The 16,277-nt window shown below is 68.3% G+C and carries 13 protein-coding genes and 1 tRNA gene; 11 read left to right on the forward strand and 3 right to left on the reverse strand.

What is annotated here, in order from left to right:
- The first annotated feature begins 189 nt into the window (after positions 1-189).
- From map to dapE, 5 genes are read left to right on the forward strand one after another with little or no spacing between them, the layout of a single operon-like run.
- Positions 190-966 carry a type I methionyl aminopeptidase gene (gene map / locus LYSHEL_RS10860; RefSeq protein WP_213434056.1) on the forward strand — a complete coding sequence of 259 codons (777 nt, stop codon included), beginning with the start codon at positions 190-192 and terminating at the stop codon, positions 964-966.
- Complete coding sequence (glnD, locus tag LYSHEL_RS10865) at positions 963-3,605, forward strand: [protein-PII] uridylyltransferase (protein WP_213434057.1); 2,643 nt, start codon at positions 963-965, stop codon at positions 3,603-3,605. The genes map and glnD overlap by 4 nt, the downstream gene beginning before the upstream one ends.
- The gene (gene dapD / locus LYSHEL_RS10870) at positions 3,602-4,480 is read left to right on the forward strand and encodes a 2,3,4,5-tetrahydropyridine-2,6-dicarboxylate N-succinyltransferase (RefSeq protein ID WP_213434058.1); all 879 of its coding nucleotides are present in this window, start codon (positions 3,602-3,604) and stop codon (positions 4,478-4,480) included. Before glnD ends, dapD begins: the two co-directional genes overlap by 4 nt.
- Positions 4,481-4,482: 2 nt before the next feature.
- Positions 4,483-4,842 (forward strand): Spx/MgsR family RNA polymerase-binding regulatory protein, encoded by a 360-nt coding sequence (locus LYSHEL_RS10875; RefSeq protein ID WP_213434059.1) that lies wholly within the window; start codon positions 4,483-4,485, stop codon positions 4,840-4,842.
- Positions 4,839-5,966, forward strand: a complete 1,128-nt coding sequence (gene dapE, locus LYSHEL_RS10880) for a succinyl-diaminopimelate desuccinylase (protein WP_213434060.1) — start codon at positions 4,839-4,841, stop codon at positions 5,964-5,966. The genes LYSHEL_RS10875 and dapE overlap by 4 nt, the downstream gene beginning before the upstream one ends.
- Here dapE and LYSHEL_RS10885 read toward each other — a convergent pair.
- From LYSHEL_RS10885 to parC, 3 genes are read right to left on the reverse strand one after another with little or no spacing between them, the layout of a single operon-like run.
- On the reverse strand, positions 5,963-8,260 hold the full coding sequence (locus LYSHEL_RS10885) for a penicillin acylase family protein (protein WP_213434061.1): 2,298 nt from the start codon (positions 8,258-8,260) through the stop codon (positions 5,963-5,965). The genes dapE and LYSHEL_RS10885 overlap by 4 nt on opposite strands.
- Positions 8,261-8,283: 23 nt before the next feature.
- Positions 8,284-8,961, reverse strand: a complete 678-nt coding sequence (locus LYSHEL_RS10890) for a thiopurine S-methyltransferase (protein ID WP_213434062.1) — start codon at positions 8,959-8,961, stop codon at positions 8,284-8,286.
- A complete protein-coding gene (parC, locus tag LYSHEL_RS10895; protein WP_213434063.1) occupies positions 8,958-11,201 on the reverse strand; it encodes a DNA topoisomerase IV subunit A in 2,244 nt (747 codons plus the stop codon). The genes LYSHEL_RS10890 and parC overlap by 4 nt, the downstream gene beginning before the upstream one ends.
- A 161-nt stretch (positions 11,202-11,362) precedes the next feature.
- Here parC and LYSHEL_RS10900 point away from each other — a divergent pair, with 161 nt between their 5' ends.
- The 6 genes from LYSHEL_RS10900 to LYSHEL_RS10925 all read left to right on the forward strand — a co-directional run bounded on the left by LYSHEL_RS10900 (position 11,363) and on the right by LYSHEL_RS10925 (position 15,922).
- The gene (locus tag LYSHEL_RS10900; RefSeq protein WP_213434064.1) at positions 11,363-11,605 is read left to right on the forward strand and encodes a hypothetical protein; all 243 of its coding nucleotides are present in this window, start codon (positions 11,363-11,365) and stop codon (positions 11,603-11,605) included.
- 178 nt (positions 11,606-11,783) lie between these two features.
- Positions 11,784-12,458, forward strand: a complete 675-nt coding sequence (locus tag LYSHEL_RS10905) for a winged helix-turn-helix domain-containing protein (protein ID WP_213434065.1) — start codon at positions 11,784-11,786, stop codon at positions 12,456-12,458.
- Complete coding sequence (locus LYSHEL_RS10910; protein ID WP_213434066.1) at positions 12,455-13,795, forward strand: HAMP domain-containing sensor histidine kinase; 1,341 nt, start codon at positions 12,455-12,457, stop codon at positions 13,793-13,795. Before LYSHEL_RS10905 ends, LYSHEL_RS10910 begins: the two co-directional genes overlap by 4 nt.
- A 70-nt stretch (positions 13,796-13,865) precedes the next feature.
- A tRNA-Leu gene (locus tag LYSHEL_RS10915) sits at positions 13,866-13,950 on the forward strand.
- 171 nt (positions 13,951-14,121) lie between these two features.
- Complete coding sequence (locus LYSHEL_RS10920) at positions 14,122-15,357, forward strand: tyrosine-type recombinase/integrase (protein WP_213434067.1); 1,236 nt, start codon at positions 14,122-14,124, stop codon at positions 15,355-15,357.
- A gap of 301 nt (positions 15,358-15,658) precedes the next feature.
- The gene (locus LYSHEL_RS10925) at positions 15,659-15,922 is read left to right on the forward strand and encodes a helix-turn-helix transcriptional regulator (RefSeq protein WP_213434068.1); all 264 of its coding nucleotides are present in this window, start codon (positions 15,659-15,661) and stop codon (positions 15,920-15,922) included.
- Positions 15,923-16,277: the final 355 nt, after the last annotated feature.

Raw genomic sequence — 16,277 nt, forward strand, 5'->3', positions numbered from 1 at the left:
GGCACCCCGGAGCGGGCTGTTGCGACAGGTGTGGATTCGAGGGTGACGCCCCTCGTGGGCGGATCGGAGGGCACGAAGCCCTGCGAAGCCGCGGGATTCTAGTCGCCCGTGGGGGTCCGGGGCAAATCAACGGACCGTTCCGGGATTCCCCGATGGCCGGACCGGGGCCCGGGGGGCGATAATCGCCGCATGTCGATCACCATCAAGTCCCCCGCGGACATCGAAAAGATGCGCGTCGCCGGCCGCCTGGCCGCCGAGGTCCTGCAAGTCGTGGCCCCGTACGTGAAGCCGGGGGCCACCACCGCCGAACTGGACCGCATCTGCCACGACCACATCGTCAACGTGCAGCAGGCCATCCCGGCCAACGTCGGTTACCGGGGCTTCCCGGCCACCGTCTGCACGTCCGTCAACAACGTGATCTGCCACGGCATCCCCAGCGAATCCAAGGTCCTGAAGGACGGCGACATCGTCAACATCGATGTCACGGTCATCAAGGACGGCTGGCACGGGGACACCTCGCGCATGTATTTCGTGGGCACCCCGTCGATCATGGCCAAGCGGCTGGTGGACACCACCCGCGAGGCGATGTTCAACGCCATCCGCATCGTCCGGCCCGGCGCCACGCTGGGCGACATCGGCGCGGCCATCCAGGCGATCGCCGACCGCGAACGCTTCACCGTCGTGCAGGAGTACTGCGGCCACGGCATCGGGCAGGTCTACCACGAGGATCCGCAGGTGCTGCACTACGGCCGCGCCGGGCAGGGCCTCGTGCTGAAGGAAGGCATGACCTTCACGATCGAACCGATGATCAACGAGGGCAAGCGCTACACCAAGCTGCTGCCCGATGGCTGGACCGTCGTCACCAAGGACCGCTCGCTGTCCGCGCAGTGGGAACACACCGTGGCGGTCACCGCCGACGGCGTCGAGATCCTCACCCGCGTCCCCGGCGACGACAACGCCCTGTGACCGACGGCGCCGCCGCCAACGTCCCGGCGGCGGGGTCGCCGCCCACCGCGCCCGACACCGCCTGGGCCAGCGACGCCCGCGCGCGCCTGGCGCAGGCCGACGCCGACGGTGCCGCGCGCTTCGACCGCAACGACGACATCGACGCACTGCTGCGCGCCCGCGCAGTGGCCGTCGACACGCTGGTGCGCGAAGCCTGGGCGCATTGCCTGCCCGCGGATGCGCCGCTCGCGTTGTTCGCCGTCGGCGGCTATGGCCGCGGCGAGTTGTATCCGCAATCCGACATCGACTTGCTCGTGCTGGCGGAACCCGACGCACAGGCCGCGCACGCCGACGCCCTCGCGCAATTCTTCGCGCTGCTATGGGATGCGGGCCTGCCCGTCGGCCACGCCGTGCGTTCGTCCGCCGAATGCACCGCCGCCGCCGCAGCCGACATCACCGTGCTCACCGCACTGTCCGAAGCGCGCCCGCTGCGCGCCGACGCCTCCGCGCAACGCGCGCTCGCCGACGCCATCGACGCGCGCCACACGTGGCCGCCGCATGATTACTTCGTCGCCAAGCGCGAAGAACAACGCACGCGCCACGCGCGTTTCGGCGACACCGCGGACAACCTCGAGCCGAATCTGAAGGAAGGCCCCGGCGGCCTGCGCGACATCCAGACGCTGCGCTGGATGGCCCTGCGCGTACTCGGCGCGCGCGATCCGCAGGGCATGATCGCGCTCGGCCAGCTCGGCGCGGACGAATACGCCACGCTCGAACGCGAACGCCGCGCGCTCGCACGCCTGCGCTTCGGCCTGCACCTGGTGGCGCAACGTCGCGAAGAACGCCTGCGCTTCGACCACCAGAAGACGCTCGCCGCGCGCCTGGGCCACGTCGACACGGCGGACAACCTCGCCGTCGAACAGATGATGCAGGGCTTCTATCGCAGCGCCGCGGTAGTGCTGCGGATCAACGACCGCTTGCTGCAACGCTTCGAGGAACAGCTGGAAGGCGAGGCGGTCGCCGAACCGATCGACGCTGCGTTCGAACTGCGCCGCGGCTACCTCGCCGCGCGCGATGCGGACTGGCCGGCGCTGGATGCGGCGAGCATCTTCGATCTGTTCGCCACCTGGTCAGCGCAGCCGCGCGTGCGCGGCCTGCATTCGCGCACGGCGCGCGCGCTGGCCGAAGCGCTGCCCGCGATTCCCGCGTATACCGCCGCCACGCCCGCGTTGCGCGCGAAGTTCGTCGCCTTGCTGCGCGGCCCGCAGGCGGTGGACACCGTCGCCCGCATGGCGCGCCTCGGCGTGCTCGCGCGTTGGCTTCCGGCGTTCGCGCAGGTGTCCGGGCGCATGCAGTTCGACCTGTTCCATGTCTTCACCGTCGACCAGCACACGCTCGCCGTCCTCCGCAACATCGCAGGCTTCGCCAGCGGCACGCCGGACGAACGCTTCGCGATCGCGCACGAGGTGTATCCACGCCTGCGCAAGCCGGAACTGCTGCTGCTCGCCGGCCTCTTCCACGACATCGCGAAGGGGCGGGGCGGCGACCATTCGGAACTCGGCGCCGTGGATGCACGCGAGTTCTGCAGTGCGCACGGCCTGAGCGACGCCGACACCGACATCGTCGCGTGGCTCGTGCGCAAGCACCTGCTGATGTCGGTCACCGCGCAGAAGCAGGACATCTCCGACCAGGACGTGATCCACCGCTTCGCGCGCGAGGTGGCCGATCGCGAGCGCCTGGACCTGCTGTACCTGCTGACGTGCGCGGACATCGCCGGCACCTCGCCGAAACTCTGGAACGCGTGGAAGGATCGCCTGCTCGCGGACCTGCACACCGCCACGCGCCTCGCCCTGCGTCGCGGCCTGGAAAACCCGGTCGCCGCCGCCGATCGCATCGCCGAAGCCCGCGCCGCCGCCGAAGAAGCCTTGCGCGGTTTCGGCGTGGAAGGCGACGAAGCCAACGCGCTCTTCGCCACGATGCCGGACGAAACCTTCCTGCGCGGCCGCCCGGACCAGATCGCCTGGCAGGCCGCCGTGTTGCGCGGCGCGCGCGCCGGCACCGCGCGCGTGAGTGCGCGCACGCTCAACGCGCAGGGCGCCGCACGCATCGGTGCACTCGAAGTGTTCGTGCATTCGCCCGACCGCGATGGCTTGTTCGCCGCGATCATCGCCACCCTCGACCGCGCGGGCCTGGCGATCCAGCAGGCGCGCCTGTTCGACGGACCGGACGGCCACGTGTTCGACACGTTCGAAGTGCTGCCCGCCGAAGGCCAGCGCACCGTGGCGGCGGAGGACGTCGAGCGTCGCCTGTCCACCGCGCTCGCCGCGCCGGACCTCGACACCATCAAGCCCGCGCGCCGCAACCAGCCGCGGCACCTGCGGCATTTCCGCATCGCGCCGCAGGTGGAATTCGCCGACGCCGCCGATGGCCGCACCTTGCTGAGCCTGGTGTGCACCGATCGCCCCGGCCTGCTGGCCGACGTCACGCAAGTCTTCCGTGCGCAGCGCCTGCGCGTGCACGATGCCCGCATCGCGACCTTCGGCGCCCGCGCCGAGGACGTGTTCAAGCTGACCGACGAGCGCGACCACGCGCTCGATCCCGCGCACCGCGAATCTCTGCGTGCTGCGTTGATCGCCTGTTTCGAAGGAGACTCACGATGAGCCCCCGCAAGACCACCAAGAAGACCGCCACGCAGCCCGCCCCCGGCCTGAGCGTGGAGGAGCTGAAGTTCCACATCGACAGCGCCTGGGAACGCCGCACGATGCTCACGCCCGAAGAAATCGAATGGGCAACGCGCCCGTCGGTGGAACGCGTGATCGAAGGCATGGAGAGCGGCGAGTTCCGCGTCGCCGAGCCCGACGGCAAGGGCGGCTGGCAGGTCAACGAATGGCTGAAGAAAGCCGTCCTGCTGTACTTCCGCACGCGCGACATGCAGCTGATGGAAGGCGAACCCTCGCCGTTCTGGGACAAGGTGCCGCTGCGCTTCACGGGCTTCGGCGAAACGCAGTTCCGCAAGCTCGGCGTGCGCGTGGTGCCGGGCACCGTCGTGCGGCGCGGCACGTACCTGGGCAAGGACGTCGTGCTGATGCCGAGCTTCGTCAACATCGGCGCGCACATCGGCGCGGGCACGATGGTGGACACGTGGGCCACGGTGGGTTCGTGCGCGCAGGTGGGCAAGCATTGCCACATCTCCGGCGGCGCGGGCATCGGCGGCGTGCTGGAACCGCTGCAGGCCTCGCCCACGATCATCGAGGACCATTGCTTCATCGGTGCGCGTTCGGAAGTGGTGGAAGGCGTCGTCGTCGGCCACCACAGCGTGATCGGCATGGGCGTGTTCATCGGGCAGAGCACGCGCATCTACAACCGGGCTACAAAGGAGATCAGCTACGGCTACGTGCCGCCGGGCAGCGTGGTGGTGTCGGGCTCGTTGCCTGCGGCCGACGGGACGCATTCGTTGTATTGCGCGGTGATCGTGAAGCAGGTCGACGCCAAGACGCGTTCGAAGACCTCGATCAACGACCTGTTGCGCGGCTGAGCATGACGACTCTCTACGGCCTGTCGAACTGCGACACCTGCAAGAAAGCCCGCAACTGGCTGACACGCTTCGGCGTGGCGCATGACTTCGTCGACTATCGCGACGTGCGCCAGCCCGCCGCCACGCTCGCCGACTGGGCGAAGCAGGCCGGCGGCTGGGATGCCCTGATCAACAAGTCTTCGACCACCTGGCGCACGCTGCCGCCGATGCGCAAGACGCCGGGCAGCGATGCGGAGTGGCAGTTGCTGCTGAAGGAATATCCGCAGTTGATCCGTCGCCCCGTCGTCGTCACCGACGACGGCGTGGTGTCGCAGGGGTTCACCGACAACGGCTTCAAGGCGCGCTTCGGAGTTCACAAGTGAGCGACGTCCTCGCGTTGACCAAGGCGCTCATCGAACGCCCGTCGATCACGCCCGACGATGCCGGCTGCCAGCCGCTCATCGCCAGCCGCCTGCAGAAGGCGGGCTTTGCGTGCGAATCGCTGCGCTTCGGCGACGTCGACAACCTGTGGGCGACGCATGGCAGCGGCGGTCCGGTACTCGTGCTGCTCGGGCATACGGATGTGGTGCCGCCGGGTCCCGTCGAAACGTGGAAGAGCGACCCGTTCGTCCCGACCCAACGCGATGGCGTGCTGTACGGCCGCGGCGCCGCCGACATGAAGGGCAGCGTCGCCGCCTTCGTCGTGGCGCTCGAACAATTCGTCGCCGCGCATCCGCAACACCGAGGCACCGTCGCGTTGCTGGTGACCTCGGACGAAGAGGGCGACGCGATCCACGGTGTGCGCCGCGTCGCCGACGTCTTCCGCGCGCGCGGGCAAGCGATCGACTGGTGCATCACCGGCGAGCCGTCGTCGAAGGCGAAGCTCGGCGACCTGCTGCGCGTGGGCCGTCGCGGCACGTTGTCCGCGACCATGACCGTGCGCGGCATCCAGGGCCACGTGGCGTATCCGGAGAAGGCGCGCAATCCGATCCACCTCGCGCTGCCCGCGTTCGCCGAACTGGTCGCGCGCCGGTGGGACGACGGCTTCGAAACCTTCCCGCCCACCAGCCTGCAGATCAGCAACATCCACGCAGGCACCGGCGCGAACAACGTGATTCCCGGCGAACTGCAGGTGCTGTTCAACCTGCGCTTCAACCCGCACTGGTCCGCCGAACGGCTGGAAGGCGAGTGCGATGCGATCTTCCGCAAGCACGCGCTCGACTACGCGATCCACTGGCACCGCGGCGGCGAACCGTTCCACACGCCGGAAGGCCCGCTCCGCGAGGCCGCGCGCGCAACGCTGACCGCGATCGCCGGCGCGCCGCCGGAGGAAAGCACCGGCGGTGGCACGTCGGATGCGCGGTTCATCGCGCCGCTGGGCGCGCAGTGCGTGGAGATCGGTCCGGTGAACGCGACGATCCACAAGGTCGACGAGTGCGTGTCGATCGCGGACCTCGACGCGCTGCCGGGCGTGTATCTCGATTTGATGCGGCGGTTGCTGGCCTAGCGCGCGGGCTCCAGCGTCATCGTGTGCTGTGCGGGGCCGGGCAGGAACGGCGTCGCGCGCCCGTGCACCCAATCCTCGTGGCCTGCGCCCCAGTAGGGCGACAGCGGATGCCCGCTCTGTCCGCCGGGCATGTGCAGGATCCCGTCGGCCTCGCGGCCGGGCGCGACCACCATGCGTTCGGATGCGCCATTCTCCGGCGACTGCACGCGCGGCATCCCGCCATCGCCGGGCAGCGGTTCGAACGGCATGCACAGCTGCGCCTTCGCGAAGGTGAGCACGCGCGCGAGCGGATGGCAGATGCGGGCGGTGTTGTGTTCGCCCCAAGTGCGCTTTGCGAGCGGCGATGCGAGATCGCCGCGGACTTCGCGGGCGGCTTCCTCGAACAGCGCGTCCCACGTGGCATAGCGTCGCGGCAACAGGTTCGCCGGGCGTTGCGTCACCAACGGCCAGGCGACGCCTTCGAACTGCGGCAACGCGGGCATCTCGAAGGCAGCGCCCATCCGTGCCTGCGCCGGCGCGAGCAAGCCGTCGGCCAGGCGCTTGTGCACCGCGAGGCGCCATTCGCGCACGATGCGGTAGCTGGTCGAATCGACGGATGCGCGGCCTTCCCAGTGCGACGCCGCCTGCGCGAGCGCGGTCAAGGCCGGCGATCCCGCGCGCGCCGCTTCGTCGCGCAGCAACTTCCACCAACGCGCCTGCATCACCGCGCGATCGTCAAGCTGGATCGCAAGGAGCGCGCGTTCGTCGAAGGTCTCGTGCGCGAAGAGGTCGTCGCGAATCTGGTGCGCCCGCGCGCCCAACACGTAGCCGCCGTTCCCCAACCGTGGATCGTCGGAAACGCGGCTGTTCGCGGTCCACAGGCGGCCGGAGGCGGGCCGGACGATGCGCGGTGCATTGTCGGTGCGCAGTGCCCACGCCGCGCACGTCGTCGTCGGCCGCGACGCATCGCACGACGCATTGCGCGCCGGCAGCGGGCCGAGGATGCGCCACGCGATGTCGCGCGAATCCACGACCAGCAGGTTCTGCGCGGGGATCGCCATGCGATCGGCGCGTTGCAATGCATCCTCGACGTCGCGCGCGTAGACCATGTCGATGAACGCCATGCGCAGCGCGCCGGGGCGTTGGGCGGCCCACCGCAAGGCGAGTGCCTTGCCGCGTGCGTGGGCGAGGATCGGGCCCCACGTCGTTTCGTCGATGTCGAGCGCGACGTCGGGGGCACCCGCGACTCGGATCGCTTCGCGCACGCGATGCGCCTTGCGTGCGTCCACGATCGCCCAGTCCGCGGTATCGACATAGCCGTTGGTGAACCCCCACGCGACGTGCCGGTTGCTGCCTGCCACCACCGCCGGCATGCCTGGCAGGGTGACGCCGCCAACGTCCACCTGGCCGCCCGGCACGCGCGCATCGCGCCAACGCAGTTGCGCACGGAACCAGATGTTGGGCGCGCGCAGCGCCAGGTGCATGTCGTCGGCGAGGATCGCGCGACCGTCGCGCGTGCGCGTGCCGTCGACCGCGAAGTTGTTGCTGCCGACTTCCACGGGTTGCGGCAAGGCAGGGATGTCGTTCGATGCCAGCATCGGCAGCTTGCGCAGGCTGACCGCATCGGCCGTCGGCAACACCGCATCGCCGCGCGACGCCCCCGAGAGCGGCGCATCCCAGCTCGACCCATCGTGCGACAGCAGCGCGAACAGCGCCGGCGGCAGGTGCGGCTGCAGCTTCCACATCGCGAGTTCGCGCGCGTTCGACGCATCCTGCAGGTCGAAGTACATCGCAAAGCCCACCAGCGGCGTGTCCTCCACCGCCCACGACCGCGGCTGCTGCCGCAGCAACAGGTAGGGCCAGGGCCGCACGCGCAAGGCGCCGACGCCCGCATTCACGCCATCGACGTAGGCCTGCACCACCGCGCGCTTGTCGCCGAGGATGCCGTCGAGATCCGCCCGCACGCGCGCGCGCAACCGATGCACGCGGTGTTCGCGATCGCGCGACACCGCCTTGGGTCCGAACAGTTCGGCAAGTTCTCCCGCGGCTGTGCGCCGCAGCAGGTCCATCTCGAAGAAGCGCTCCTGGCCGTGGACGTAGCCGAGTGCGCGCATCGCATCCAGTTCGTTGGCCGCCTCGATCGTGACCACGCCGCGCGCGTCACGCGCCACGTGCACCGGCGCGGACAAGCCCGGCACCGCGACGTCGCCCTCCAGCCGGGGAAGGCTGCCGCGAAGCAGCAACCACGCGGTCAACGCGAGCAACACCACGAGCGCCAGCAGCGCCAACGCACTCCGCAGGATCCAGCGCCGCATTCCTTGCCCCCGGGGTTGTTCGATCAGCGACGCTGCAACCGATACACCACCACGTCCATCGACGTCACGCCCGCATCGACGAACGATTGGTTTTTCGACAGCGAATCCCGTCGCGCCAGCAATTCGACCGTCCAGTCGCGTTCGAACAGCGCGCGCACTTCGCTTTCCGGCACCGAGAACGGCGGCCCGGGTTTCTGATCCTGCGGGAACTCCAGCGTGACCAGCAAGCCGCGACAGCCGGTGGGCAGCTTCGCGTACAGCTCGCGCACGTAGCGCTCGCGCAGCGGCGGCGGCAACGCGATCAGCGCCGCGCGATCGAACACCGCTTCGCAATCGGCGAGATCGCGCCCGGTCAGCGCGAACACATCCGCGCACAACAGTTCGATCGGCCCCGATTTCGACAGCGGTCCGATCGGCGTCTGCGTCACTTCGGGCTGCAAGCCCTGTTCGGCGAAGAACTGTTCCACCGCCATCGGCACCAGCTCCACGCCGAACACCGCATGCCCGCGCTCCGCGAGCCACGGCATGTCGACGGACTTGCCCGCCAGCGGCACGAACACGCGCGCGTCGCGGTGCACACCAAGCGCACCCCAGAATTCCACGAGCATCGGCGAGGGTTCGCCCTGGTGGAAATTGGTGCGCCCTTCGCGCCAGCGCGCCATCCAGTTTTCCGCATCGGCGTGTGCGATCGGGTCGCTCATTCGACCGCCAGCCCGTCGACCTTCTGCCAGCCGCGCGGCAACAGCCCGCCGCGGGTGGCGCGCGCGCCGACGTACTCGTCGAGTTCCTTGAACGACAGCGTCATCGCACGCGTCCCCGACTTGATGGACAACTTCCCGCCCGGCGGCACCACGGCCACCGCGACCACGCGCTCGGTGCCGAGCTTCGCCTTCGGGATGTCGATGAGCTTGTTGCCCTTGCCCTTGTCGAGCTCGGGCACGTCCTTCGCAGCGAAGGCGAGGAGATGCCCCGCGCTGGTGACGGCGACCACGCGATCGGTGTCGACGTTCGCGACGAACGCCGGCTGCACCACGTTCGCGCCCGGCGTGAGCGACAACATCGCCTTGCCGGCCTTCTGCCGCCCGGTGAGGTTGACGAACTTCGTGACGAAGCCGTACCCATGCGTGGAAGCGAGCACGAAGCGCGTGTCGTCGTCGCCGCTGGCCATCGCCTGGAACGACGCGCCCGCCACCGGCGAGAAGCGCCCGGTCAGCGGTTCGCCGTTGCCGCGCGCGCTCGGCAGCGTGTGCACGGCGGTGGAATAACTGCGCCCCGTCGAATCGATGAACGCGACCTGCTGCGTGCTGCGCGCACGCACGGCCGCCAGCAAGGAATCGCCTTCGCGATACGACAGCGAGGCCGCATCGACGTCGTGGCCCTTCGCCGCGCGGATCCAGCCCTTCTCGCTGATCACCACGGTCATCGGTTCGCTGGCGACCAGTTCGGTTTCGGCCAGCGCCTGCGCCGCGCCGCGCGCGACCAGCGGCGAACGGCGGGCGTCGCCGAACTTCTTCGCGTCCGCGATCAGTTCGTCCTTCACCAGCTTCTTCAGCTTCGCCTTGCTGTCCAGCAGCGAGATGAGCTTCTCGAGTTCCTTCGCCAGCTCGTCCTGCTCGCCGCGGATCTTCATTTCCTCCAGGCGCGCCAGCTGCTTCAGGCGCGTGTCGAGGATGTAGTCGGCCTGGTCGTCGGAGAGGGCGAAGCGCGCGATCAGCACGTCGCGCGGTTCGTCTTCGGTGCGGATGATGCGGATCACTTCATCCAGGTTGAGGAACGCGACCAGCAAGCCTTCCAGCAGGTGCAGGCGGCGCTCGACGCGTTCCTTGCGGTACTGCAGGCGGCGCACCACGGTCTCGGTGCGGAACACCAGCCATTCGGTGAGCAGCATGCGCAGGTTCTTCACCTGCGGGCGGCCGTCCTGGCCGATGACGTTGAGGTTGACGCGGAAACTCTTCTCGAGGTCCGTCGTGGCGAACAGGTGCCCCATCAGCTGGTCGGCATCCACGCGGTTGCTGCGCGGCACCAGCACGACGCGCACCGGGTTTTCGTGGTCGGATTCGTCGCGGATGTCTTCCAGCCACGGCAGCTTCTTCGCGCGCATCTGCGCTGCGATCTGCTCGATCACCTTCGACGGCGACACCTGGTAGGGCAGGGCGGTGACGACGATGTTGGTGCCGTCCTTCCTGAACGTGGCCCGCGCGCGCACGCTGCCCAGGCCCGTTTCGTACATCTGCAGCAGGTCGGCCGCGGGCGTGATGATTTCCGCTTCGGTCGGATAGTCCGGGCCGCGCACGTGTTCGCAGAGATCGCGCACGGTGGCGTCGGGATCGTCGATCAGGCGCACGCACGCCGAGACGATCTCGTTGAGGTTGTGCGGCGGCACGTCGGTGGCCATGCCCACCGCGATGCCGGTGGTGCCGTTGAGCAGCAGGTGCGGCAGGCGCGCCGGCATCCACGAGGGTTCTTCCAGCGTGCCGTCGAAGTTGGGCGTCCAGTCCACCGTGCCCTGGCCCAGTTCGCCCAGCAGCACTTCGGCGATGGGCGTGAGCTTGGATTCGGTGTAGCGCATCGCGGCGAAGGATTTGGGATCGTCGCTCGAACCGAAGTTGCCCTGGCCCTCGATCAGCGGATAGCGGTACGAGAACGGCTGGGCCATCAGCACCAGCGCCTCGTAGCACGCCGAATCGCCGTGCGGGTGGTACTTGCCGATCACGTCGCCGACGGTGCGCGCGGATTTCTTGGGCTTGGCGCCTGCGGCCAGGCCGAGTTCGCTCATCGCGAAGATGATGCGGCGCTGCACCGGCTTGAGCCCGTCGCCCAGGAAGGGCAGGGCGCGGTCCAGTACCACGTACATGGAGTAGTCGAGGTAGGCGCGCTCGGCGTATTCGCGCAGCGGGATCTGCTCGAAACCGTGGAACACGGGTCGGACGGTGTCGTTCATCGGGGTTTTGATCGGGATGCCGCGGTTGGACTGTGCCGCGAGTTTACCCGCGCGCGCTCCATGAAGAATCTTTCATGTACCGGCCATGCGGGCGAAAACCGCCACGGCGCAACCTGCGCTTGCGATGGATCCCATCGTTGTCCCCAGCCAGGAGCACCGCCATGATCGTCCGCAACAGCCTGATCGCCCTCGCCCTCGCCGCCGTCGCCGGCACCGCGTTCGCCGCCCCCGCCGACGGCACCCAGCCGGCCAAGGCGCCGGCCGCCAAGACCCACGCCAAGTGCGAGAAGCGCAGCGCCGCCGGCCACTGCGAGAAGTGGGCGACCGCCAAGCCGGCCGCCAAGACGTCCGCCAAGCCCGCCGACGCCACCAAGTCCGCCGACGCCTCCAAGCCGGCGAAGTAAGTCCCCGGTGTGCGGTGCGGGACGGCGTCTCGTCGCGCCGCCCCGCATCGTCCGCCCGCCGCGTGCCTCCCCGACGCGCGGCGTTATTGATTCGCAACCCCACGCCTTCGACAGCATCGTTCCGGCCCGGCGCTATGCTCCGGGCCGGCACATATTGATGTGGAGCATGGTCGGGCGCATGCGCATCCTGCTGATCGAAGACGACGCGGACACCGCCGCCTACCTGCAGCAGGGGCTGAAGGAGGAAGGCCACGCCGTGGATCGCGCGGCCGACGGTCGCGAAGGCCTGTTCCTCGCCACCACCGAACCCTACGACGCGCTGATCGTCGACCGCATGCTGCCCGCGCTCGACGGCCTGGTGCTGTTGCGCACGCTGCGCGGCGCCGGCAACACGGTGCCCGCGATCGTGCTCACCGCGCTCGGTGACGTCGACCATCGCGTCGAAGGTTTGCGCGCCGGCGCGGATGACTATCTCGCCAAACCCTTCGCCTTCGCCGAACTGAGTGCGCGCCTGGCGAACGTGGTGCGTCGCGCCGATGGTGGCGCCGCGCAGACGCGCCTGCAGGTGGGCGACCTCGAGCTCGACCTTCTCGGCCGCCGCGCGCAACGCGGCACGCGCCGCATCGACCTGCTGCCGCGCGAGTTCCGCCTGCTCGAATGCCTGATGCGCCAGGCCGGCCACGTCGTCACGCGCACGATGCTGCTCGAACAGGTGTGGGACTACCACTTCGATCCGCAGACCAACGTCATCGACGTGCACATCAGCCGCCTGCGCCAGAAGATCGACCACGGCGAAGCGACGGCGCTGCTGCACACGGTGCGCGGCGCGGGTTACCGACTGGGCGCCGCATGAGCGCATGGCGACACGCGCGGTCCACCACGGTGCGGCTGGCCGTGGCGGTGAGCCTGTCGTTCCTGCTGGGCTTCGCGTTGCTGGGCGGCAGCGTGTACGCCGCGGTGTCCGCGCTGCTGCTGCGCGATGCGCGCGAAGCGATCGTCGTGGACGCCGATGGCCTGCGCGATGTGCTCGCCGACGGCGGCCGCGCGCCGCTGATCCTCGCCGTGCGCGATCGCATCGCGCGGCCCGACGATCCGGACGCCTTGCATGCGCTGCGCATCGACGGCCGCGTCATTGCCTCCGACATCCCCGCCGCCGCGACGCCCGCGCGCGATGGCTGGCACGAATCGCGCGAACCGGACGGCACGCGCCTGCTGGTCGAACGCCGCACCCTCGCGCCCGGCGTCGAAATCGCCACCGGCCTGCGCCTGCGTTCCGAAAGCGGGTTCCTCGCGCTGGTCGCACGCACGTCGCTGGCCGCGCTCGCGATCGCCGTGCTGCTGGGATTGGCGATCGGTGCGTTGATCTCGCGCTGGGTGGCGAGGCGCCTGCGCGCGCTCGACGCCACCGCCGCGCGCGTGACCGAAGGCGAGATCGCGCTGCGCGTGCCGGTCGACGGCACCGGCGATGCGTTCGACCGCCTCGCGCATCGGTTCAACGCGATGCTCGACCGCATCGAAGCGTTGCTGGCCGGCGTGCGCGAAGCCACCGACCACATCGCGCACGACCTGCGCACGCCGCTCGGCCGCCTGCGCACGCGGCTCGAACAACTGCGGTTGCAGGCCACGGTCTCGCCCGATGCGCTCGAACCCGCCATCGCCGAAGCGGATCAATTGCTGCAGGCGTCCAACGCGCTGTTGCGCCTGGCGCGCATCGAAGCGCAGGCGCCGATCGAACAGGCCGCCACGCTCGACCTGTCCGCGCTCGCGCGCGACGCGATGGAACTCTACGAACCCATCGCCGCCGAACGCGGCATCACCCTGGCCGCCAACGCCGAAGTCCTGCGCGTGCGCGGCGATGCGGACCAGGTGTTCCAGTTGCTGGTGAACCTGCTGGACAACGCGATGAAGTACGCGCCGCCCGGCACGCAGGTGGACCTGCGGGTCGAGCGCACCGGCGAGCACGCCTGCCTCACGGTCGCCGACCGGGGCCCGGGCATCCCGGCAGCGGAACGCGAACGCGTCTTCGACCGCTTCCACCGCATCGAAACGGACCGGGGCACCCCCGGCAGCGGCCTGGGCCTGAGCCTCGTGCGCGCGATCGCGCTGCGGCATCGCGCCCGGATCGCATTGGCCGACAACGGCCCGGGCTTGCGCGCGACGGTGTCGTTCCCGTTGGCGGCGGGGGAGTGAGGACGGGCCGGAAATCTGGGTCCGGAGCGTTGACATCGTTTCCGCCGCACCGCACCATACGCGCCCACCTGCCCAGGTGGCGGAATTGGTAGACGCACTAGTTTCAGGTACTAGCGGGTAAAACCGTGGAGGTTCGAGTCCTCTCCTGGGCACCAATCAGAAGTCCGACGCAGTCCAACGCAGTCCGGAGATTCACCAAAAACCCTGCCGAAACGCGGGGTTTTTGTTGCCTACCGTCCGTCGGCGTCCCATGCAGATCTATAGAATCCTGCCCCAAATAGGGGTAGAAGGTTGGGTAGTTTCGTTGGACGGGTCGTTTTTCCAAGATGACCGGCAAGCTGGCTGACCTGAAGATTCGCAACGCGAAACCGGCCGAGAAGCCGTACAAGTTGTCGGGCGGTCATGGCTTCTGCGTCGTGGTAAATCCTGACGGTGCGAAGTACTTCCGGCTGCGATATCACTTCGGCGGCAAGGAGAAGATGCTGAGCCTCGGTGTGTACCCCGAGGTGTCCCTCAAGGAAGCTGAGGCTTCCGCGGTTCAGGCCCGTTCGCTGTTGCGGCAGGGCGTCAATCCGTCCGAGGAGCGCCGAGCCAGGAAGCTCGCCCTCCGCCACGTCGAGGCGCATACGTTCGGGTACGCCGCCGCGCAGTGGGTCGATCACAACACGCCGCGGTGGAAACCGGCGACGCTTGAGAAGGTCCAGCAGTACCTCGACAAGGACTTGCTGCCGCCGCTGGCCAAACGTCCTCTGGCGAACATCACCCCTCTGGAGCTGGGTGTCGTCCTCGAGCGAATCGAAAGCCGGAAGGCCCTCAACGTCGCCAAGAAGTCGAGACAATGGCTCAGCGCCATCTACGCCTATGCGATCGCCAAGGGCCTGACAGCAAACAACCCGGCGATCCACCTCGGCTCAATCGCGCTCTACCAGCCCGAGCCGCAGAACCACGCCCACATCACGATCGAGGAGCTGCCGCGATTCCTGCGCGCGCTCGAAAGCTACGAAGGCTCGCTGCTGGTCAAAACCTGCACCTGGCTAGGCCTGTGGTCGGCGAATCGCCCCGGTATCACTCGCACGCTGAAATGGTCCGAGCTCGACCTCGATGCCGGTGTGTGGTCCATCCCGAAGGGCAGGGAAGGCATGAAGCGCGGATACGAACACGTCACGCCGTTGCCGATCCAAGCGGTTGCTGCGTTGAAGCGTTTGGTTCCCATCACAGGCAACTACGAGTACGTCTTCGTCGGCCGCAACGATTGGCGAAAGCCGCTCAGTGATGGAGCGGTCACCGGCCTGCTGAAGGCGATCGGATACGGCGGTAAGCAGACGGCACACGGCTTCCGCCACCTTGTGAGCACCGCACTCAATGATCGCGGTTACGAAGCAGATTGGGTCGAGCGTCAACTTGCACACGGCGATCCGGACGAAATTCGTGGCACGTACAACAAGGCCGTCTACCTCGACCAGCGTCGGAAGATGATGCAAGAGTGGGCTGATTACCTGGACGAAGCGCTGCGCGGCAAGGCCCCGCAAGCGGTGCACAAGCGCGCTGGCGCAAGCCGGTAAAGCGGCAACGGCCGGGCGTTGCGCGCGCCGCGACTGCTAAGGCTCCTTGCGCCGAAAGCAACATTCGTCGCGGCGGCTCGCTTGGGAACATGGCTCCGGGTCTCACTGGATTCGGTTGAATCCAGTGGGGGTTGACAGGGAAACAGTTGGGGCATAAAAATTACCAGCGTCGAAAATCCGCTAGTCCGACATCCAGCCGCCTTCAAGGCGGTTTTTTTGTGTCCGAACATTGTCCGTAAACCGCCCGACAAGGGTCCCAAGGCTGCCGAAAGGCGGCCTTTTTGTTTTGGAGAACGAGAACATGTCCACCAACAATGTACTTCACGGGGAGCCTTCTGCTGCGGTGCCCCTGAAGTTCCTTCGCCTCCCCGAGGTCCAAGCCCGAACTGGATGCTCGCGAAGCACGATTTACCTGAAGATCTCGGACGGGACGTTCCCGCGGCCGACTCGGCTTGGCGGTGGTTCTTGCCGCTCTGTGGCGTGGGTTGAGTCCGAAATTAACGAATGGCTTCGGTCCCGGATTGCAGAACGGGACGCAGCAGCCTTCGACGGCCAGGAGGGCTGAGCCATGGATCCGTCCGCGGACTCGTACGTGGAGATATCACGCCCCTCGCGCGAATCGAAAGCCTGCAGCGGGCACTCAATTACCTCCTAAGGGTCGCTGGCACCGAATCCCGAGCGCAACAGCGAGCTCGAACAATAGGTCGATGCGCTATGTCGACGTTCGACTGGGCCATCACCGTGTGATGTCGTAATGGGGCATCGCTTCCGCGGTGGTGATCCGAGCATTGCGGCGGACCGGAAACGCCTCCTGGAAGGTGCACCTTGAACCGCCGAAAAAACACCGCGGCCCTGGCATGAGCGCGCCGTATCGATGGCGTGGGCTTTGGTAAACACCACTGCGTCTCGAAATTTAGCGC

It is taken from the genome of Lysobacter helvus, assembly GCF_018406645.1.
Lineage (GTDB): Bacteria > Pseudomonadota > Gammaproteobacteria > Xanthomonadales > Xanthomonadaceae > Noviluteimonas > Noviluteimonas caseinilytica.